Below are 18,325 nucleotides of genomic sequence, written 5' to 3'. Positions count from 1 at the left end.
CCTGCTCGCCATGCCCGTGTCGCCCTACATCGCCCGGCTGCGCCGGCACGTCGGCCACGACCTGCTCATGCTCTACGGGGTCAGCGGCGTGGTGACCGACGACGCGGGGCGGGTGCTGCTGGCCCGCCGAGGGGACAACGGCCGCTGGTCGGTGCCCGCCGGCACCGTGGACCCGGGCGAGCAGCCCGCCGACGCGCTGGTGCGTGAGGTGCGCGAGGAGACCGGCGTCGAGGTGACGATCGAGCGGCTGGCCGGCGTGGCCACCCACCCGGTGGTCTATCCCAACGGCGACGCCTGCGAATACCTCAACATCTGGTTCCGCTGCCGGGCCGTGGGCGGCACCGCCACCGCCGACGGGGACGAGTCCCTGGCGGTGGCCTGGTTCGCCCCGGACGCGCTGCCCGAGCTGGACGACTGGTCGCGGCTGCGGATCGGCACCGCGCTCGACGACGACGCCCCACCCTGGTACGCGGCCCCGGGCGAGCAGCATCCGGCGCTGCGCCGCCCGGACAGCCTCTGACCGGTCCTCACCGACCGGGTCGGCCGCTGGTGTCGCGCACGGTCAGCCGGGGTTCCAGCAGGGTCACCTCCGGCACCGGCTCGTCACGCAGCCGCCGCATCAGCAGCGTCACCGCCTGCCGGCCGACCTCCTCGGCGGGCACCGGCACGCCGGTCAGCCCGAACTGCTCGGCCAGCTCGTCGGGGCACACCGCGACCACCGAGACGTCCCGCGGCACCCGCCGGCCCAGCAGTGGCAACGCCGACAGCACCGGCCCGACGGCCGACTCGTTCTGCACCACCAGCCCGGTGACGTCGGGGTGGTCGGCCAGCAGCGCCTCCAGGTCCCGCCGGACCGCCGCCGGTCCCTCCTCGCAGGGCCGGGCCACCGCGTCGACGCCGAGCCGGTCGGCGGCGGCCAGCACCCCTGCCCGGGTCCGGTGGGCGAAGCCGGTGCCCCGGTCGTAGACGGCGGCCGGCGCGCCGAGCAACGCGATCCGCCGGTGCCCCGCGCCGGCCAGGTGCTCCACGCACAGCTCCCCGGCCCGCCGGAAGTCCAGGTCCACGCAGGCCAGCCCGCTGCTGTCGGTCGGGTGCCCGATCAGCACGCCGGGCAGCGCCAGCTCCCGCAGCAACGGCACCCGGGAGTCCTCCAGCTCCACGTCCATCAGCAGGACGCCGTCGACCAACGCGCTGCCGGCGATCCGGTGCAGCCCGGCCGGCCCTTCGTCGGCGGTCACCAGCAGCACGTCGTGGTCGTGGCGGCGGGCGGTGGTGACCACCGCGGTGGCGAACCGCATCACCACCGGCACCTGCATGCCGGTGCGCAGCGGCAGCACCAGGGCGATCACGTTGGCGCGGCGGCTGGCCAGCGCCCGCGCCCCGGCGTTGGGGTGGTAGCCCAGCGCGCGGACACTGGCCAGCACCCGGCCCCGGGTCGTCGCCGAGATGGCGCGCTTGCCGCTGAGCACGTACGACACGGTGCTGGCGGCGACCCCGGCGTGGCGGGCCACGTCGGCGATGGTGACCTGGTCACCGGCGACCCGGCCGGTCACCGGGCGGCCCCCGACCGCCCGTCGGTGGTCACCGGCGCGGCGTCGCCGCCGGTGACGGCGAGCGCGCCGACCAGCCGCACGTCCCGGGCGGACCGGCCGACCAGCACCGAGTGGACGGCGTCCTCCACCACCGTCGCGGCGCGGTTCTCGTCCCACCAGGCCAGATCGGCGGTACGCAGCCGCAGCGTCACCCGGGCCGCGCACCCCGGGTCGAGGGTGACCCGGGCGAAGTCGCGCAGCTGCCGCAGCGGCTGCTTGACCCGGGAACGACGCTGCCGGGTGTAGAGCTGCACCACCTCGGTGCCCGGGTGGCGGCCCGTGTTGGTGACCTCGACGCTCACCTGCACCTCCTCGCCGGCGTGCGCCGTGGCGGTGCTCAGCCGGAGGTCAGCGTAGTCGAACGCGGCATAGCTGAGCCCGTGCCCGAACGGGTACAGCGGCTCGCCCCGGTGGTAGAGGTAGGTGGCGTCGGCGCCGATGACGTCGTAGTCGAGCAGGTCGGGCAGCTCGGCGGTGTCGGCGTACCAGGTCTGGGTGAGCCGGCCGCCCGGGTCGGCGGCGCCGAGCAGCACGTCGGCCAGCCCGTTGCCGTGTTCCTGTCCACCGTGGGCGCTCCACAGCACCGCCGGCAGGTGTTCCCGCGCCCCGCCCACCGCGTACGGGTAGCTGCTGGTCAGCACCAGCACGGTACGCGGGTTCGCCGCCCGCACGGCGCGCAGCAGGTCCTGCTGGCCGGACGGCAACGCCAGGTCGGCCCGGTCCTCGGTCTCCCGCCCGTTGACCATCGGATGGTTGCCGAGCACCACCAGCGCCACGTCGGCGGCGGCGGCCAGCGCGGCGGCCTCGGCGGCCCCGTCGACGACCAGGTCGACGGTGAACCCGGCCGGGTCGCCGGTGTCGACGCGCAGGCGGCCGTCCGGGTCGACACCGACGTGCCGGCCGGTGGCCAGGTGGTGCAGCAGCGCGGTGCCGTCGGGCCGGTGGCGCAGGCGGAACGTCTCCCGGACCACCCAGCCGCCCGGGCCTGGACGGTCGTCGACCAGCGTGCCGGAGTCCTGGGCGCCGACGTACCGGCCGTGGTGGGCCACGCGCAGTGCCACCACGCCCTGCCCCCAGTCGACCACGTCGAACTCCGTCGGTGCGCCGTCGCCGAGGGTCAGCGGTGCGCCGTCGACGCACCGCACGGCCCGTTCGCCGACGCGTAACGTGATCCGGTCCGCGCCGCAGTGGGTGCGCACGTCGGGCAGTCGGCCGAGCAGCCCCCGGTACGCGCTCACCGCGTACGGCGGCGTGCCGCTGTACCAGTCGGTGAGCACGGTGTCGGCGAGTGGGCCGAGCACCGCGACCCGGGTGTCCGGTGCCAGCGGCAGCAGACCGTCGTTGCGCAGCAGCACGACCGACTGGCGGGCGGCCTCCCGGGCGAGTTCCTGGTGCGCGGGGCAGTTCACCACGTCGGCCGGCACCCCGGCGTACGGGTCGTGGCCGGGCGGGTCCAGGTCACCCAGGCGCGTGCGCACCGACAGGATCCGCCGGACCGCGCGGTCCACGTCGGACTCGGTGACGAGCCCGCGCGCCAGGGCCTCGGTGAACCGGGCCACTGTGGGGCCGGGGTCGTCGTCGTCCTCGGTGAAGCTGTCGATCCCGGCGCGCAGCGCGGCGGCGAACCCGGTGACGTGGTCGGGCAGGTACGCCTGCACGCCGGCGATGTTGCCGACCGCGCCCGCGTCGCCGACCACCAGCACCTCGTCGTCGGCCCAGCCGCGCAACTCCCCGTCGATGAGCGGGCTCAGGTGCGCCGGCACGCCGTCGACCAGGTTGTACGACGCCATCACGGCCACCGCCGCCCCGGCGGCCAGCGGGGCGCGGAACGCCGGCAGCTCGTACTCGTGCAGCACGCGCGGCGGCAGGTCGCTGGAGGTGACCGCCCGGTCGGTCTCGTTGTTGTAGCCGAGGAAGTGCTTGAGTGTCGGCGCGGTCCGCAGTCGGGTGGGGTGGTCGCCGCGCAGCCCGCGGGCGTAGGCGGTGGCCAGGCGGCCGGTCAGCCACGGGTCCTCGGACCAGCCCTCCTCGTTGCGGCCCCACCGGGGGTCGCGCAGCGGGTTGACCACCGGCGCCCACACGTTGAGCCCGACCCGACCCGGGTCCGCCTGGTGTTTGGCCCGGACCTCGTCGCCGACGGCGGCGCCGACCGCCCGGATCAGGTCCGGGTTCCAGCTGCTCGCCAGCCCGATCGCCTGCGGGAAGACGGTGGCCTCGCCGAGCCAGGCCACCCCGTGCAGCGCCTCGGTGCCGGTGCGGAACGCCGGTAGGCCGAGCCGGGGGACCGGCGCCTGCCACTGGTGCAGCAGGCCGAGCTTCTCCGGCAGGGTGAGCCGGGCCAGCAGGTCGTCGGGACGGGGTGCGACGGGATCGGTCATGGCGGGCGCCTCCGGGGAAGCGTGCGGCACCCCGGTGTGTCGAAGCGCTTCGACAACCGGGCCGGGAGACGGCGGCGCGCACGCGGAAAGGGGGGTGGTGGTCGGGCGGCGGCGTCGGCCCGGAGCGGTGGTGAAGCGCTTCGACGACCGCCGAAAAACACGCCGGCACCGGGTTGCCCGGTCGCGGTGACGGCGTTACCGAGGTTGGCACCCCGCGCGGGCGCGGTCAAGGGGTCAGGCGGCGGGCAGGTGCCCGGCCTCCACGGTGGCCAGTGCGGCGGTGGCGCCGCCGAGGGCGCTGGCCTCCGAGCCCAGCGTGCTGGCCTCGACCCGGACCACCGGCGGCGGTGCCAGGGTCCGGTCGGCGAGTTCGGCGCGGACGGCCGGCAGCAGCCACGGCGCGAGCGCGGCCAGGTGCCCACCCAGCACGACGACCTCCGGGTCGAGCAGGTCGACCAGGACGCACACCGCCCGCCCGAGCTGCCGGCCGACCTCGGTGAGCCCGGTCCGCACCGGGTCGTTCCCGGCGCGGGCGAGCGCCTGGATCCGCTCGATCTCCGGCAGGTGGTCGGTGACCGGACCGTCCTGCAAGGCGTCCGGCAGCAGGCGGCGCACCACGGCGTCCACGCCGACGAGCGCGGCGAGACAACCCCGACGACCGCACCCGCACGCCGGCCCGTCCGGCAGCACCGGCAGGTGGCCGATCTCGCCGGCGAAGCCCCGGCCGCCACGCAGCAGCCGCCCGCCGCTGACCACCCCGGCGGTCGGCCCGCCGGTGAGGTGCACCAGGTCGGCCGTGCCGGCGTACGGACCGTGTCGCAGCTCGGCCGAGACGGCGAGGTTGGCGTCGGTGTCGACGCCGATCGGGAAACCCGGGTCGCGCAGGGCGCGACGCAGCGCGGCGGCGAGCGGCACACCGCGCCAGCCCAGTGCCGGCGCCGCCGGCACCACGCCGTCGGCGTCCACCGGGCCGGGCACGCCCACGGTGAGGCCCAGCACGGTGCGGCCCGTGCCGGTGACCCGGTTGATCGCCCGGCGGGCCAGCGCGGCGAGCGCCGCCACGGTCTCGTCCGGGCCGGCGGTGGCGGCGGCGAACGCCCGCCGCCAGGTGAGGACCCGTTCGCCGGCCACGTCGACGGCGACCACGACCAGTTCGTCGGCGCCGATGCGCAGGCCGAGCCCGACGTAGCGGGAGCCGTCGAGCACGAGCATGGTCGCCGGGCGGCCCACCCGGTTCTCGGTCAGTCCGGTCTCGCGCAGCAGACCGTGCTCGACCAGCTCGCCGACCAGGCTGGAGACGGTGGCCTTGTTCAGCCCGGTGCGGGCGGCGACGTCGGCCCGGGAGCAGGGGGCGTGCAGCCGGACGTGCCGCAGCACCGCGGCCCGGTTGGCCACCCGTACGTCGCCCAGGTCGGCCGTCCGTGACGGCCGGTCGATGCTGATCACGAACTGCCCGCCTCCTGCGCCCGGCCCCGGTTTCGGCTACAGCTTAAACTAAATCGGCGACGGTCCGGAGGGCCGGAGTCAGCCCCCGAACCACGGCTCGAACGCGGTCGGCGGCACGGTCTCGCCGTCGAGCACGATCCGGCGCGGCGGGTCCGCCCCGACCACCGAGACTCCGCGCACGTCCAGCGGCCCGTCCACCCGCACGTGCAGCGTGTCGCCGTCGCGGGCGGCGGTGACCGTGGTGTCGCCGGCCTCGTCGCGTATGACCGTGACGCCGTCGGCGCCGCCCCAGGCCACGAGCGTGACGTCGCGGAACGGCCCCTCGGCGACGGTGGGGGCGGCCGGGGTCACCGGGACCAGCGCCCCGCGTCGCACGTACAGCGGCAGGCGGTCGATCGGCACGCGTACCCGCAGGTGTCGGCCGCCGCGGTGGCTCTCACCGGTGGTCGCGTCCAGCCAGTCGTCGCCGGCCGGCAGGTAGACGGCGCGTTCCCCGGACGGGTCGAGCACCGGCGCGACCAGCAGGTCGCGGCCGAGACGGTACTGCAGGTCGGTGGTCCAGGCGGTGGGGTCGTCCGGGGTGTCGACGAGCAGTGCGCGCAGCATCGGAGCGCCGGTGCGGGCCGCGTCCACTGCCGCCGACCAGAGGTACGGCAGCAGCCGGTACCGCAGCCGCAGCGCGGCCACCGCGTGCCGTTCCGCCTCCGGCGGGAAGTCCCAGGGCAGCCGGCTGGTGGTGCCATGCAGACGGACCAGCGGCGACAGCGCGCCGAACTGGGTCCAGCGCACGTACAGGTCCGCGTCGGGGGTGCCGTGGAAGCCGCCGGTGTCGTGGCTCCAGAAGGGCACCCCGGACAGGCCGTGGGAGAGCCCGCCGCGCAGCGTGCTGGCCATTCCCGGCCAGGTGGCGTTGACGTCGCCGCTCCACTGGGCGCTGTGCCGCTGCCCGCCCAGGTACGACGAGCGTGCCCAGACCGTGCGGTGCCCGGCCACCTCCTCGGTGACGTCGGCGACCGCGTCGTTGAACAGCAGCGCGTACACGTTGTGCAGCTCGACGCCGGTCATGCCGTTGTGCGCCACGGCGTCGGCGGGCACCGCCTCGGCGAAGTCGGTCTTGAACACCGCGACGCCCTGCGCGAGCAGGGGGCGCAGCAGGCCCTGGAACCAGCGCACCGCCGCCGGGTTGGTGAGGTCCACCATGGCGCAGACCGGATAGCTGCCGTGCCAGGTGTCGGCGACGTACGTGGCGCCGTCCGGGCGGCGCAGGAAGTAGCCGGCGGCCTCGGCGTCGGCGTAGAGCGGGCTGTCGGTCATCAGGTAGGGGTTCATCCACAGGCACACCCGGAACCCCTGCTCGGCCAGGTCCTTGAGCATTGCGGCCGGGTCGGGGAAGGCCCGCTCGTCCCAGCGCAGCTCCGACCAGCGCCCGGCGACCTGCCAGTAGCAGTCCAGGTGCAGCACGTCGCAGGGGATGTCCCGCTCGCGGATCAGCCGGGCCCGCTCCAGCACCCGCTGCTGGCTGTCCGGGAAGAAGCCGGAGGAGATCCAGGCCCCGAACGCCCAGCGCGGCGGCAGATAGGGCCGGCCGGTCAGCGCGTCCAGCCGGTCGAGCACCTGCGCCGGGGTCGGGCCGGCCAGCACGTAGTAGTCGAGCAGGTCGTCCGGGACGAGCACCTGCACGCTGCTGTGGGTGCTGGCGCAGACGTCGAACTGCACCGGCAGGCCGCTGTCGACGAGCACCCCGTAGCCGCGGTCGGAGAGGTAGAAGGGCACGTTCTTGTGCGACCGGTCGGACTCCCCGCCGAAGGCGTCGAAGTTCCACATCAGCGGTCGCTGCCCGCGCTTGTCCAGCGGCGTGAACTTCTCCCCGAAGCCGACGAACCGCTCGTCGCCGGGGGCGACGAAGCTCTCGTGCCAGGCGGCCGGCTCACCGTCCACGGTGGAGCGCCCGAACGGCAGGGTGCGCCGCCGGCCGCTGATGTCCCGGGTGCCGGTGTCGGCGGCCAGCAGCAGCCGGCCGTCCGGGGTGAGGAACCGCAGCCCCCACGGGTCGAGGCGCACCTCGGCGACCGCCGCGCCGGCGTCCACGCGCGCGTACGCGTCGTCGACGGTGACCACGGCCGGGTGCGGGGCGGGCCGGACCAGGGGCAGCGCCCGCGCCGAGCGGCTGCGCACGGCGAGGTCGTCGGCGAGGCGTACCCGCAGGATGCCGTGGCCGGCGGCCTCCACCCGGGCGACCACGGTGCGGCCGGAGGCGCAGGTGGCGGTGAGCGTGACCCCGTGCGCGTCGGTGGCGGCCACCTCGGCCCGCAGCACGTCGTCGGCGCCCTCCTCGCCGGGGGCGCGCACCGGCAGGTCGGGCGGGTCGGCCACGAACGTCTCGAACGGGACCAGGGGCGGGCGGTACAGCATGGGCGTCTCCTCGCGGCGACACGGGCGGTTCCGCCAGTTTCTTTGGAACCACAACTAACTGTCAATGAGCGACCGCATTGACTTTCGCTCTCACCTGTTCTTACTTTGGCTTTGATGACAACTAAAGGACTGTGGGCCGACGGTCGACTCCGGTACGGCGGCGACTGGAACCCGGAGCAGTGGCCTCAGACGGTGTGGCGCGAGGACGTCGCGCTGATGCGCGCCGCCGGCATCGACCTCGTCACCGTCGGCGTGTTCGCCTGGTCCCGCCTGGAGCCCGCACCCGGCCGCTACACCCTGGACTGGCTCGACCGGGTGCTGGACCTGCTGCAGGACGCCGGCATCCGGGCCGCGCTCGCCACCCCCACCGCCTCGCCGCCGCCCTGGTTCTCCCTCGCCCACCCGGACGCGCTGCCGGTCACCGCCGACGGGGTACGCCTGCACCACGGCAGCCGGGACACCTACTGCGCCGCCGCGCCCGCCTACCGGACCGCCGCCCGGAGCATCGCCGAGGTGCTGGCCGCCCGGTACGCCCACCACCCGGCGCTGGCGCTGTGGCACGTGCACAACGAGTACGGCACCACCTGCCACTGCGGGCACGTCGAGACGGCGTTCCGCCGCTGGCTCACCGACCGGTACGGCGACCTCGACGCGCTCAACGACGCCTGGGTGACCAGCTTCTGGGGCCAGCACTACACCGACTGGGCGCAGGTCGCCCCGCCCCGCGCCACGCAGTACCTGGGCAACCCCGGGCAGCTGCTCGACTTCCGCCGGTTCTGGTCCGACACGCTGCTGTCCGCGTACACCGCGCAGCGGGACCTGCTGCGCGCGGCGAACCCGGCGGTGCCGGTCACCACCAACTACGCGCTCGGCGACTGGGTGCCCGTCGACCACGCCCGCTGGGCGCGGGAGGTGGACCTGGTGGCCGTCGACCACTACCCGTCCCGCACCGACCGGGGCGCCGAGGAGCAGACCGCGCTCGCCGCCGACCTCGCGCGGGGCTGGGCCCGCCACGGGGCCGGCCGTCCCGTGCCGTGGCTGCTGATGGAGAGCGCGCCGAGCCAGATCCACACCGCCCACCGCATGCACACCAAGGAACCGGGCCGGATGATCCGGCACAGCCTCGCGCACGTGGCCCGCGGCTCCGGCGGGGTGATGTTCTTCCAGTGGCGCGCACCGGCCGGCGGCGCGGAACGGTTCCACTCCGCGGTGGTGTCGCACGCCGGCGCGGACACCCGGGTGTTCCGCGAGGTCACCCGGCTCGGCGCCATGCTCGGCCGGCTCGCCGGCACCGCCTGCGGTGCGGTGCAGGCGGGCGTCGCGATCGCCCACGACACCGCCAGCGGCTGGGCGCTGCGCCACCCCGGCATGCCCCGCGACGGCCTCGACCACCCGGGCGAGGTGGCCGCCGCGCACCGGGCGTTGTGGCACGCCGGCATCACCGTCGACCTGGTGACCCCCGGCGACCCGCTCGACGGGCACCGGCTGCTCCTGCTCCCCGCGCTCTACCTGGCCTCCGACGCCACCGTCGACTGGGTCCGCCGCCACGTCCACGCCGGCGGGCACCTGCTGGTCACCTGGCTCAGCGGGGTCGCCGACGAACACGCCCGCGTGCGTCCCGGCGGCTACCCGGGCGCGTACCGGGACCTGCTCGGGGTGCGGGTGGAGGAGTTCCACCCGCTCGCCGACGACGAACGGGTGCCGCTGACCAGCGGCGGGATCGGCCGGATCTGGTCGGAGACGGTGCACCTGACCGGGGCGGAGCCGGTCACCGCCTACATCGGCGGGGTGCTGGACGGCCGGCCGGCGGTGACCCGACAGCGGGTCGGCGACGCCCTCACCTGGTACGTCTCCACCCGCCCCGACGACGACACCTACCGGCGGTTGCTCACCGACGTGGCCCGCCGCGCCGGCGTCGGCCCCACCTGCCCCGAGGCGCCCCCGGGCGTCGAGGCGGTACGCCGGCACGCCGGCGACCACACCCGCCTGTACCTGTTCAACCACACCGACCGGCCGCAGCGGGTGGCGACCGACGGACACGAGCTGCTCACCGACGAGCCGGTCGCGGAGGTGCTCACCCTCGCGCCGGGCGGCGTGGCGGTGCTGCGCGAGCGCGTACCGCCTCAGGGGGTGGCGACGGCGGCGCGCGAGCGGTCGGCGGCGATGCGCACCGCGAGCCCGGCCAGCACCGTGCCCATCACGTAACGCTGGACGCGGGCCCAGCCCGGCCGGCGGGTGAGGAACGCCGACACCGACCCCGCGCTGAGCACGATCAGCGCGTTCACGGTCAGCGCGATGCCGATCTGGGTCAGCCCGAGCAGCAGGCTCTGCACCGCCACGTGTCCGCGCGACGGGTCCACGAACTGCGGCAGCAGCGACACGTAGAGGATGGCGATCTTCGGATTCAGCAGGTTGGTGACCAGACCCATGGTGAACAGCCGTCGGGGCCGGTCCGGCGGCAGCGGCGCCGGGGTGAACGCGGACCGACCGCCCGGGCGCAGCGTGCGCCACGCCAACCAGAGCAGGTAGGCCGCGCCGGCCAGCTTCACGGCCGTGTAGAGCGGCGGCACCAGCACGAAGACGGTGGCGATGCCGGCGACCGCGGCGGCCAGGTAGACGCCGAACCCGACCGCCACCCCGAGCAGCGACACGAGGCCGGCCCGCCGGCCCTGGGTGACCGACCGGGACACCAGGTAGACCATGTTGGGCCCGGGTGTGAGCACCAGACCGAGCGCCACCAGGGCGATCCCCACCACCGCACCGAGCGTGACCATGTCGCCCTCCCGCCGTCGGCCCTGCCCCGGACCCTACGCCGCCGGCGGTGACGCCACGGTCCTGCTCCGGCCGCCGCGCGGGGTGACGCGCGCCACCCGGACGACGCCATACTGACCGGATGTCGATCGTGTTGTCCGCCGACGCCACCCCCACCGCGCCCGGTCTGCTGTTGCGTCCGTGGCGCGACGGCGACGCCGACGCGCTCTTGGAGGCCTACCGGGACCCGGTGCTGCGGGCCTGGACCAGCCGCCCGGTGACCACCCCGGCCGAGGCGCGGGACTATGTGCGCCGCAGCCGGCAGGGCTGGGCCGCCGACCGCCGGTTCAGCTTCGCGGTGGTGGAGGACGCGCCGGGGGAGCGGCTGGTGGCCTGCGTGGTGCTCAAGGAGGTCCGGCCGGGCCGCCCGGACGCCGAGGTCGGCTACTGGACGGCGGCGCCGGCGCGCGGGCGGGGCGTCGCGCCCCGGGCGGTCGAGGCGGTCACCGGCTGGGCGTTCGCCCGGTTCGCCGCCGGTGGGCTGACCCGCCTGGAGCTGCTGCACCAGATCGACAACCCGGCCTCCTGCCGGGTGGCGGAGAAGAGCGGGTACGCCTTCGTCGAGGTGCTGCCGGCCCGTCCACCGTTCCCCCGCGACGGGCACCGGCACGTCCGCCGGCTGACCTGACCGTCAGTCCGCCGGGGCGCCGAGCAGGCGCAGCAGCAGGCGCGGCTCGCCCGGCCACGCGTCGAGCAGCACCTGCCGGGGCACCTGCCGGCCGGCGTAGCGCAGCGCGAGGGCGACCACCACGACGTCGTCCAACGGGCCGATCACCGGCAGGAACTCCGGGATCAGGTCGATCGGGCTGGCCACCCAGACACCGGCGACGATGATCGCGATCCGGGCGCGGCGCGGCACCCTCGGGTCCCGGCGCAGCCGCCGCACCGTGGTGGCGCAGTCGGGCAGGAACGCGGCCAGGTCACGCAGCGGCCCGGGCGGCAGCCGCCGGGCCAGCAGCACGAGCACCGCCCAGCTCACCACCAGGCAGGCCAGCGCCACCCCGAGCCCGATCAGCCAGTCGCGCATGCCGGGCACGCTACGCCTGCTCCCGGCACGGCCGGGAACAACCCCGGGCCCGTCCGACGCTGACCCTGGTCGGGAACCGGCGGATACGGTGGGTACGGGAGGTGACGGCGGTGACGACAGGCTGGGAGGCCGCGGTCGAGGCGCAGATCCGCTCGGCCCAGGAGCGCGGCGAGTTCGACAACCTGCCGGGCGCGGGCAAGCCGATCCCGGGCCGGGACCTGCCCTACGACGAGGGCTGGTGGATCCGCAGCTTCATGGAGCGGGAACAGATCCCGTCCGACCTGATGCTGCCCACGCCGCTGCAGTTGCGCCGCCGCATCGAGCAGCTCCCGGCCGAGCTGCGCGACCTGCCCACCGAGGAGGCGGTGCGGTCGTACGTGGCCGCGCTCAACACCGAGGTGGTGGCCTGGCTGCGCACCCCGACCGGGCCGCGGGTGGTGGTCCGCCCGGTCAACGTCGACGAGGCGGTGCGCCGGTGGCGGGCCGACCGGGAACGCGCCGCGGCCGAGCGGTCGGCGGCCGCCGCGGCGGAGCCGCAGGACACCGGTCGACGCGCGGGGCGTCCCCGCCGCGGCTGGCGCTGGTGGCGCCGCTGACCGGGCGCCGCCGCACAACCCTGTGGCACGCCGATTCCTGACCGGCCGCGCCCGGCGTGGCCCGAACGCAGGTCACCAGGGCCTATTCTGGGGACATGGATCCGAGCGGTTTCGTCCGCAGCTCGCGTCGACCGCACGAGGCGCGGCCGGGACGACGGCCCGCCGTGGTCGCTGATCTCGGCGAGTTGAGAGGCCCGACCACCGGCGTCGTCGAGCTGCCCCACCGCCTGTTCTGGCAGCCTGACCGGCACGTCGACCTCGACCGGCCGGGCCTGTTGACCTGGATGTACGAGACCGTGCTCACCGAAGCCGTCCGATCCGACGAACTACGCACCTGGTTGCACGGCCCCACCCTCGTCCGACTCTGGCCCCAGCTCTACCTTCCCCGGGGGGTGCGGCACGCCTGGGAGGAGCGTCACCCGGTCCTGCGCTCCCGCGAGGCTGCCGCCTGATGTCGTCTGCACCCGACCAGTTCCAGCACGACGTAGCCCGCATCGCGCTCGCCGCAGCGAGTAGCCACGGGTTTGCCCTCGCCGGTGGTCAGGCACTGATCGCTCACGGCATCGGTGAACGGCCCACCGAGGACGTCGACCTCTTCACGAACGTCGACGGAGGCGTCGCCGCCGCGAGCGGACACGTCCGCGGCGCCCTGCTCGACGCGGGCTTCCAGGTCGAGATCATGGCCGAGTCCAGCGAGTTGAGCGGTGTCTTCTACGGCTTAGACCAGGAGATGACCGAGTTCGAGGTACACCGGGACGACCAGGCCGTTCGGCTGCAACTCGTGCGCTTCGCCCGCACCGCCAGCCCCGTTGTCCTCGACATCGGCCCGGTGCTGCACCTCGACGACGTCATCGGCACGAAGGTCGCAGCCATGGTTACCCGTGCTCAACCCCGCGACTACATAGATGTCGCGGCGCTCATGAAGCGTCACGACCGGCATGAGTTGATCACGCTCGGGCGTCGCGCCGATCCCGACCTCACCGACGAAGAGGTCTCCGATGCGATCCGACGGCTCGACCGGCTACCCGACACCGTCTTCGCGCTCTACCGACTCACCCCCACGCAGATCCACGAGCTGCGCAAGGCCTTCACGGACTGGCCCCGGGCGAGCGCTGCCTAGCGCGCGGCGCATGAGACGGCATCCGCGCGGGTTCAGCGTCGCCGCACGCGGAGCACGCAGGTCAGCATCGGAAGCGTGAACTCGCCGGCCGCGGTCTCCGGGCGGCTCGCCAGGAACGCGCGGATCCGGCCGAGCGTGGCGTCGCGTTCCTCCGCCGGCATGACCAGCATCCCGGCGCGGGTGGCCAGCGTCGCCACCAGGGAGTCGGCGGTACGACGCTGTCCGTGCGGGAATTCGGCCTGCTCCGGACGTTCGAACCGGGCGGCGGCGCCGTTGGTCGGGACGTGCATCCGCGCCGTCTCGACGCGCCAGGAGGCGGGCGTGTCCCGAGGGCCGACGGCGGCGCTCCCGCTGACCCGCGCCAACTCGGCGACCCAGTCCACCCGGTCGTCCAGCACGTTCCACAGCCCGGCCAGAGTGCCGCCGGGCGCGAGCACCCGGGCGATCTCCGGACCGGCGGCGGCCATGTCGAACCAGTGCATCGCGTTGCCGGCCAGCACGGCGTCGACGGACGCGTCCGGCAGCGGGATCGCCTCGGCGCTGCCCGGCAGCGCGCGGACGTCCGGCACCGCGCGGCGTAGCTCGGCCAGCATCGCCGGATCGGGCTCCACCGCGCTGACGTCGACGTCGGCCGCGCGCAGTCCGGCGGTGAGCTTGCCGGTGCCGGCGCCGAGGTCGAGCACCCGCGGGCCGGGCGAGTGTGCGAGCGCCCACCGCACCGCGTCGCGCGCGTAGTCCGGGCGGTGTTCGGCGTACGCGGTCGCCGCCGCGCCGAAGGACGAGGAGTGTCGGACCTGGTCGTCGTGTCCCATGGACCCGCCTTTCCGTCGTTCGCCTCAGCGGTTTCCCGCGCCGCCGGTCAGCGCCTCCATCAGCGGCAGCGGGTTGATGTAGTCGCGGTAGGACACGACGAGTCCGTCCTGGACGCGGAACACGGCGATCACCGTCTGCTCGAACGGCTCCGCGGTGGCGACCACGCTGCCGACGGCGTCGTACTCCACGATGACCACCTCGGGGTCGAGCGTCTCGTGGATCACCACGTCGCGGTACTCGTCGAACGTGATCAGGGTGCCGGCCGTCTCGATCAGGTGCCGGCGGACGTCGGCCCGCCCCCGCACCCGGCCGGGCACACCGGCGGGGCGGAACGGCCACTCGATGTAGCCTTCCGGGGCCATCAGCTCCACGAACGCCTCGACGTCGCCCTCCCGGCTGGCGCGCAGGACCCGCTCGACGACCTCCCGTGCCCGACCCGCCATCGTGCCTCCCGAGATGGATCCTCATCGACGGAACCAGCCTAGGTCGTGTCTCCTGGATCTTCCGGGGTGGGGTCGAGGCGGAGATTGAGTAGTTCCAGGCCGGTGACGGGCCGGAAGCCGGCCTGCGTGTAGAGCGTCAGGGCCGGGACGTTGTCGGTCTCGGTCTGCAGCGACAGGCGCGAGGCACCGGCAGCACGAGCACTGTGGATGACGTGCTGCAGGAGTGCGGACGCGACACCGCTACGGCGGTGGCGCGGGTCCACGTACAGGTCACGGATCGACCACGCGGTGCCCAGCATGAGCGATGCGGGCATGACCATGGCCGTGACGAAACCGCAGACCTGGTCGGCCTGGACGGCGGCAGCAGCGGAGATCCGGTGCTGTGCGAGCTGATCGTGCAGCCAGGAGCGGGTCGTCTCGGGAGATGACGGTAGGCCGTAGTGCACCCGGTAGGCGTCGAACAGGGCAGCGGTGCGGTCGAACGCCGGATGAGCACAGGTCATCGGCACGATCGTCGTTGTCACTCCGCAAGTGTCGCCCACGCGCCGGTCGTGGCGGGCGGGGTGCCCCGCCACGACCGGCGCGTCGCTAACCCTCGGCCAGCACGGTGAAGGTGAAGTCGGTGCTTCTCGGGCGGCGCAGCGACACGTCGCCCTTGACCCGGCGCAGCACCTCGTGCCGGCTGAGGCCCAGGCCGTGGGCGATGAGCCGGTCCGGGCGCACCGGCACCGGGTCCTCGAAGGTGACCTCGACCCGCAGCGGCCACGCCTCGGCGGGCCGTTCGGTCGGGGTGTCCAGACGCCAGGCGCCGGTCCAGTCCAACGTGAAGCGACCGCGCCGGGCCAGCGCCGGATCGACCAGTGTGACGGCGACCAGGACCGGGTCGTTGACGTGGTAGCCGTGGAGCGTGGCCGGGTCGAGCGAGCTGACCGGCGCCCGCTCGTGCACGGTCAGCTTGCTGGTCCGGTCGCAGGAGACGCATCGGACCAGCAGCCAGACGTCGAGCAGTTTGCCGTTGGCGTTGACCCGGAACCGGCCGTCGCCGGTGGTGGCGGACTCCGATCGGCAGTCCACGCAGCGCAGTGACAGCAGCGGAACCCTGGTCCGGCGGACGAACCAGGGCAGCACGACATGGGGTGATGAAGACATGAGGACGGAAAACCTGATCTCTGTAGACCTGACACGAGGCCGATGACGCGCGGCCTCGATCGCCGTGTGACCGGGCGCGTGGAGGCAGCCCGGCGGAGCCGACGGGGAAGCGTCGGCTCGGGGTGGGTGAAAGGCGTGTCAGGTTCAGAGAGCAGGCGGGGTCACGCGGTTCGTCCTCTGTCCTCAGGGGTGCGGGGTCGCGGCGACCGTAAGCGAGGGCCGAGGTACGCCTCAAGCGCTTTACCGCCGACCCACGCCCTAATTAACGGATTACCGGTAACGACAATCCATTAATTAGCGCAGACATAACGGACGAAAGGGCGGTACATCATAATGACAGTTCCTATGCGTAAGGCTTTACGGTGGTGTACCGGGCGGCCACGACGTCCCGTTCACGACCGGTAGGAAGCTTTGGCCGCGGCCACCTCGGCCGCGCGCCGCTCACGCCACCGCCTCTGCGCTTCGCTGTTGCAGCGACGGCACACCTTCCGGAAGCGTCCGGTGTCGGGATCGACCTCCCGGTCGTGTCCGTTACGGCAGAGCGACTGCTGTCGACGTTCCCGACAGTTGTCGGCGTGACTGAGCTGACGCAGGTGGGTCGGCTCGATGCAGTCGGGCACACCGCAGTCGTGATGGACGTCAAGGTCCGGCCGGTAGCCGCCGACGAAGACCGCGTATGCCGCGATGTGGGCCCAGGCGCGTCCGGCGAGCTTCTGGTAGACGCCGCGCTGGCCGCCATATCCACGCACCACGAGGCAGCCCGTCGGCAGGCGCTGCGAGCGGGCCAGCAGGTAGGAGCGTAGTGATTCCTCCGTGAAGTGCCGGGACAGGCCGGTCACCTGGGACAGCATGCAGAAAGCGTAGAGACGTCCTCCGACAACGCTCTGCGGTCCTGCCCCCGGTCCGCCAGATGCCGGCCCCGTGCCGGGGCTCAGCGGGGTCACCCGGCGACGAGAAGACGGGTGAGCCGCCCCGGTCAGCGGGGCGACTCACCCGAGCGGCCGGCTGACCTGGGCCGGCGGCCCCGGTCAGTCGGCGTCGTCTCACTGCCAGGCGGGCAGCCGGACGATGTCGTAGTCGGTGCTCGGTGTCGGCTCGACGTCGAACCGGCCGTTGACCACGTACAGCCAGGGTCCGAAGAGGTCGCCGGTCGCCGGCACCCGCAGTCGCACATCGGTGATCTCTCGGACCAGAGTCGCGGAGTCGTACCCGGGCGACAGCCGGAAGACGGCCACGACATTGGTCAGGTTGCGGATGACGTAGAGGGTGCGGCCCCGCCGCACCAACCCGTCGGCCCGGGTCACGGAGTAGCCGCCGAGGTCGAACGCACGGCTGGCACCGGTGGCCGGATCGATCCGGACCAGCCGACCGGCGAGCATCTGGGCGACCAGCAGGTCTCCGTCCGGCAGCGTGACGATCCCGTTCGCGAACGCGTCCGGTTCGGCCGCCGGCCCGCTGAGGGCGAGCGTCCGAACGGCCGAGCCGGCCGGCAGCCGGCCACGGGGACCAAGTGGCACGACATACAGCACTGGTCGGGTGGAGTCGGTGAAGTACACCGCCCGGGGAGTGATCACCAAGTCGTTGACCAGGCTTCCGGGCTGATCGGTGAACCGGTAGCGAGCCAGCAGGGCACCGGTCCGAGCGTGGTACACGCTGGCGCCGCCACCGGAGAAGTCGGCGGTCCAGAGCCGGTCCTGCGCGTCCACCTTCAGTCCCGCCTTGTCGGTGCCGGGCACCCCCGGCACCAGTACTGCGCCCCGTCCGGTGCGCAGGTCCCCCCGCCAGATCGCGCCGTCGAGGATGGACCCCACGTAGACCGTGGTGCCGCGGCCGATGGTGAGTCCCTCCGGTGTGAAGCCGTCCGGCAACGCGATGCGGGACGGGAAGTAGGTGCGGTGGGACGGGCCGGCGACGCGAGGCGAGGAAGCGCCGGCGTCGGCGATCGCCGGGCTGGGAGCGACGAGGCCGACCGCGGCCAGCACCGGAACGAGGACCATGATCGAGTTTCTGCGCAACAGAGCCACCACCTGACCTGACCTGGGCTCCCTTGTGGAGCCCGACAGTGAGGAAACCGTTCGGGCGGCCCGATCGGTTGTCAGCGGCGGGACTGCTGCCCGGCGTGCCCGGCCAGCCTCCCGGAATCATCGGCACGCCGTAGTCGTGGTACCGGGAGCACGAACGGGCGGCCCCCGCTCTGCGGGAGCCGCCCGTTCTTGCGGTCAGCGTTCGGTGCGGTCGTCAATCTCGGTGCCGGACTCGCCGGGCCGGGCGCCGATCGCCTCCTCGGCGGCCCGACCGCCGGTGCTCTCGTCACCCTGCCGCAGCGAGCTGCGGGGCAGTCCGGCCAGGTGCGCCGGATCCTCGATCGGCTGGTCCGGCCAGTCGTCCTGGCTGCCGTCGGCCAGCCCGGCCCGGCGCAACACCTCCACCAGGTCGTCGTGGGACAGACGCTCGGCATCCGGAATCCCGGCCCCGCGCGCCATCGACTGCAGCGTCTTCAGGTCTTCGCTCACGAATGTCTCGGCCATACCGGAGCCT

19 protein-coding genes are annotated in these 18,325 nt (G+C 74.1%); 6 read left to right on the top strand and 13 right to left on the bottom strand.

The genetic code is table 11. The features are described 5' to 3' along the window. Positions 1–10 precede the first annotated feature (10 nt). Positions 11–520 carry an NUDIX hydrolase gene (locus GA0070622_RS18520; protein ID WP_091577638.1) on the top strand — a complete coding sequence of 170 codons (510 nt, stop codon included), beginning with the start codon at positions 11–13 and terminating at the stop codon, positions 518–520. 7 nt (positions 521–527) lie between these two features. Here the strand turns inward: GA0070622_RS18520 and GA0070622_RS18515 are convergent, their stop codons facing one another. From GA0070622_RS18515 to GA0070622_RS18500, 4 genes are all read right to left on the bottom strand, one after another. Next, positions 528–1,553, bottom strand: a complete 1,026-nt coding sequence (locus GA0070622_RS18515; RefSeq protein WP_091574467.1) for a LacI family DNA-binding transcriptional regulator — start codon at positions 1,551–1,553, stop codon at positions 528–530. Further along, positions 1,550–3,970: a glycoside hydrolase family 3 C-terminal domain-containing protein gene (locus GA0070622_RS18510; RefSeq protein ID WP_091574466.1), complete on the bottom strand. Its 2,421-nt coding sequence runs from the start codon at positions 3,968–3,970 to the stop codon at positions 1,550–1,552. The genes GA0070622_RS18515 and GA0070622_RS18510 overlap by 4 nt, the downstream gene beginning before the upstream one ends. A 234-nt stretch (positions 3,971–4,204) precedes the next feature. Further along, positions 4,205–5,416, bottom strand: coding sequence for an ROK family transcriptional regulator (locus tag GA0070622_RS18505; RefSeq protein WP_091574465.1), 1,212 nt, complete (start codon positions 5,414–5,416; stop codon positions 4,205–4,207). Between the two features lie 78 nt (positions 5,417–5,494). Beyond that, on the bottom strand, positions 5,495–7,828 hold the full coding sequence (locus tag GA0070622_RS18500; protein WP_091574464.1) for a TIM-barrel domain-containing protein: 2,334 nt from the start codon (positions 7,826–7,828) through the stop codon (positions 5,495–5,497). 114 nt (positions 7,829–7,942) lie between these two features. Here GA0070622_RS18500 and GA0070622_RS18495 point away from each other — a divergent pair, with 114 nt between their 5' ends. Next, positions 7,943–10,033, top strand: coding sequence for a beta-galactosidase (locus GA0070622_RS18495; protein ID WP_091574463.1), 2,091 nt, complete (start codon positions 7,943–7,945; stop codon positions 10,031–10,033). Here the strand turns inward: GA0070622_RS18495 and GA0070622_RS18490 are convergent. Then, complete coding sequence (locus GA0070622_RS18490; protein ID WP_091574462.1) at positions 9,952–10,602, bottom strand: LysE family translocator; 651 nt, start codon at positions 10,600–10,602, stop codon at positions 9,952–9,954. The two genes, GA0070622_RS18495 and GA0070622_RS18490, sit on opposite strands and share 82 nt — an antisense overlap. A gap of 119 nt (positions 10,603–10,721) precedes the next feature. Between GA0070622_RS18490 and GA0070622_RS18485 the strand changes: the two genes are divergently transcribed. After that, positions 10,722–11,267 (top strand): GNAT family N-acetyltransferase, encoded by a 546-nt coding sequence (locus GA0070622_RS18485; RefSeq protein ID WP_091574461.1) that lies wholly within the window; start codon positions 10,722–10,724, stop codon positions 11,265–11,267. 3 nt (positions 11,268–11,270) lie between these two features. On the opposite strand, the gene GA0070622_RS18480 is transcribed toward GA0070622_RS18485, so the two are convergent. Continuing rightward, positions 11,271–11,666 (bottom strand): YkvA family protein, encoded by a 396-nt coding sequence (locus GA0070622_RS18480; protein WP_091574460.1) that lies wholly within the window; start codon positions 11,664–11,666, stop codon positions 11,271–11,273. 110 nt (positions 11,667–11,776) lie between these two features. Between GA0070622_RS18480 and GA0070622_RS18475 the strand changes: the two genes are divergently transcribed. The 3 genes from GA0070622_RS18475 to GA0070622_RS18465 all read left to right on the top strand — a co-directional run bounded on the left by GA0070622_RS18475 (position 11,777) and on the right by GA0070622_RS18465 (position 13,382). Beyond that, complete coding sequence (locus GA0070622_RS18475; protein ID WP_091577636.1) at positions 11,777–12,262, top strand: DnaJ family domain-containing protein; 486 nt, start codon at positions 11,777–11,779, stop codon at positions 12,260–12,262. A gap of 95 nt (positions 12,263–12,357) precedes the next feature. After that, positions 12,358–12,714, top strand: coding sequence for a hypothetical protein (locus GA0070622_RS18470; RefSeq protein ID WP_091574459.1), 357 nt, complete (start codon positions 12,358–12,360; stop codon positions 12,712–12,714). Beyond that, the gene (locus GA0070622_RS18465) at positions 12,714–13,382 is read left to right on the top strand and encodes a nucleotidyl transferase AbiEii/AbiGii toxin family protein (protein WP_091574458.1); all 669 of its coding nucleotides are present in this window, start codon (positions 12,714–12,716) and stop codon (positions 13,380–13,382) included. The genes GA0070622_RS18470 and GA0070622_RS18465 overlap by 1 nt, the downstream gene beginning before the upstream one ends. A gap of 32 nt (positions 13,383–13,414) precedes the next feature. Here GA0070622_RS18465 and GA0070622_RS18460 read toward each other — a convergent pair whose 3' ends face one another. The 7 genes from GA0070622_RS18460 to GA0070622_RS18430 all read right to left on the bottom strand — a co-directional run bounded on the left by GA0070622_RS18460 (position 13,415) and on the right by GA0070622_RS18430 (position 18,315). Beyond that, entirely contained in the window at positions 13,415–14,194 is a 780-nt protein-coding gene (locus GA0070622_RS18460) for a class I SAM-dependent methyltransferase (RefSeq protein ID WP_091574457.1), read from the bottom strand. Between the two features lie 24 nt (positions 14,195–14,218). Then, on the bottom strand, positions 14,219–14,638 hold the full coding sequence (locus GA0070622_RS18455; RefSeq protein WP_091574456.1) for a nuclear transport factor 2 family protein: 420 nt from the start codon (positions 14,636–14,638) through the stop codon (positions 14,219–14,221). Positions 14,639–14,676: 38 nt separating this feature from the next. Further along, complete coding sequence (locus GA0070622_RS18450; RefSeq protein ID WP_091574455.1) at positions 14,677–15,162, bottom strand: GNAT family N-acetyltransferase; 486 nt, start codon at positions 15,160–15,162, stop codon at positions 14,677–14,679. Positions 15,163–15,226: 64 nt separating this feature from the next. Further along, the gene (locus tag GA0070622_RS18445; RefSeq protein ID WP_091574454.1) at positions 15,227–15,787 is read right to left on the bottom strand and encodes a DUF1062 domain-containing protein; all 561 of its coding nucleotides are present in this window, start codon (positions 15,785–15,787) and stop codon (positions 15,227–15,229) included. Between the two features lie 392 nt (positions 15,788–16,179). Continuing rightward, positions 16,180–16,638, bottom strand: coding sequence for an HNH endonuclease (locus tag GA0070622_RS18440; protein WP_091574453.1), 459 nt, complete (start codon positions 16,636–16,638; stop codon positions 16,180–16,182). Positions 16,639–16,830: 192 nt separating this feature from the next. Next, the gene (locus tag GA0070622_RS18435) at positions 16,831–17,784 is read right to left on the bottom strand and encodes an SMP-30/gluconolactonase/LRE family protein (protein ID WP_091574452.1); all 954 of its coding nucleotides are present in this window, start codon (positions 17,782–17,784) and stop codon (positions 16,831–16,833) included. A 222-nt stretch (positions 17,785–18,006) separates the two neighbouring features. Then, entirely contained in the window at positions 18,007–18,315 is a 309-nt protein-coding gene (locus GA0070622_RS18430; RefSeq protein WP_091574451.1) for a hypothetical protein, read from the bottom strand. Positions 18,316–18,325 lie beyond the last annotated feature (10 nt).

The organism is Micromonospora sediminicola, from assembly GCF_900089585.1.
Taxonomy (GTDB): Bacteria; Actinomycetota; Actinomycetes; order Mycobacteriales; family Micromonosporaceae; genus Micromonospora; species Micromonospora sediminicola.
This window is presented reverse-complemented; position numbering and strand designations above follow the sequence as displayed.

What these genes read in the sequence shown, in the direction of transcription:
- GA0070622_RS18500 (WP_091574464.1), bottom strand. Translation starts at nt 7,828, where the DNA reads ATGCTGTACCGCCCGCCCCTGGTCCCGTTCGAGACGTTCGTGGCCGAC.
- GA0070622_RS18495 (WP_091574463.1), top strand. Translation starts at nt 7,943, where the DNA reads ATGACAACTAAAGGACTGTGGGCCGACGGTCGACTCCGGTACGGCGGC.
- GA0070622_RS18465 (WP_091574458.1), top strand. Translation starts at nt 12,714, where the DNA reads ATGTCGTCTGCACCCGACCAGTTCCAGCACGACGTAGCCCGCATCGCG.
- GA0070622_RS18445 (WP_091574454.1), bottom strand. Translation starts at nt 15,787, where the DNA reads ATGTCTTCATCACCCCATGTCGTGCTGCCCTGGTTCGTCCGCCGGACC.
- GA0070622_RS18520 (WP_091577638.1), top strand. Translation starts at nt 11, where the DNA reads ATGCCCGTGTCGCCCTACATCGCCCGGCTGCGCCGGCACGTCGGCCAC.
- GA0070622_RS18470 (WP_091574459.1), top strand. Translation starts at nt 12,358, where the DNA reads ATGGATCCGAGCGGTTTCGTCCGCAGCTCGCGTCGACCGCACGAGGCG.
- GA0070622_RS18435 (WP_091574452.1), bottom strand. Translation starts at nt 17,784, where the DNA reads ATGGTCCTCGTTCCGGTGCTGGCCGCGGTCGGCCTCGTCGCTCCCAGC.
- GA0070622_RS18440 (WP_091574453.1), bottom strand. Translation starts at nt 16,638, where the DNA reads ATGCTGTCCCAGGTGACCGGCCTGTCCCGGCACTTCACGGAGGAATCA.
- GA0070622_RS18485 (WP_091574461.1), top strand. Translation starts at nt 10,722, where the DNA reads ATGTCGATCGTGTTGTCCGCCGACGCCACCCCCACCGCGCCCGGTCTG.
- GA0070622_RS18480 (WP_091574460.1), bottom strand. Translation starts at nt 11,666, where the DNA reads ATGCGCGACTGGCTGATCGGGCTCGGGGTGGCGCTGGCCTGCCTGGTG.
- GA0070622_RS18510 (WP_091574466.1), bottom strand. Translation starts at nt 3,970, where the DNA reads ATGACCGATCCCGTCGCACCCCGTCCCGACGACCTGCTGGCCCGGCTC.
- GA0070622_RS18455 (WP_091574456.1), bottom strand. Translation starts at nt 14,638, where the DNA reads ATGGCGGGTCGGGCACGGGAGGTCGTCGAGCGGGTCCTGCGCGCCAGC.
- GA0070622_RS18460 (WP_091574457.1), bottom strand. Translation starts at nt 14,194, where the DNA reads ATGGGACACGACGACCAGGTCCGACACTCCTCGTCCTTCGGCGCGGCG.
- GA0070622_RS18490 (WP_091574462.1), bottom strand. Translation starts at nt 10,602, where the DNA reads ATGGTCACGCTCGGTGCGGTGGTGGGGATCGCCCTGGTGGCGCTCGGT.
- GA0070622_RS18430 (WP_091574451.1), bottom strand. Translation starts at nt 18,315, where the DNA reads ATGGCCGAGACATTCGTGAGCGAAGACCTGAAGACGCTGCAGTCGATG.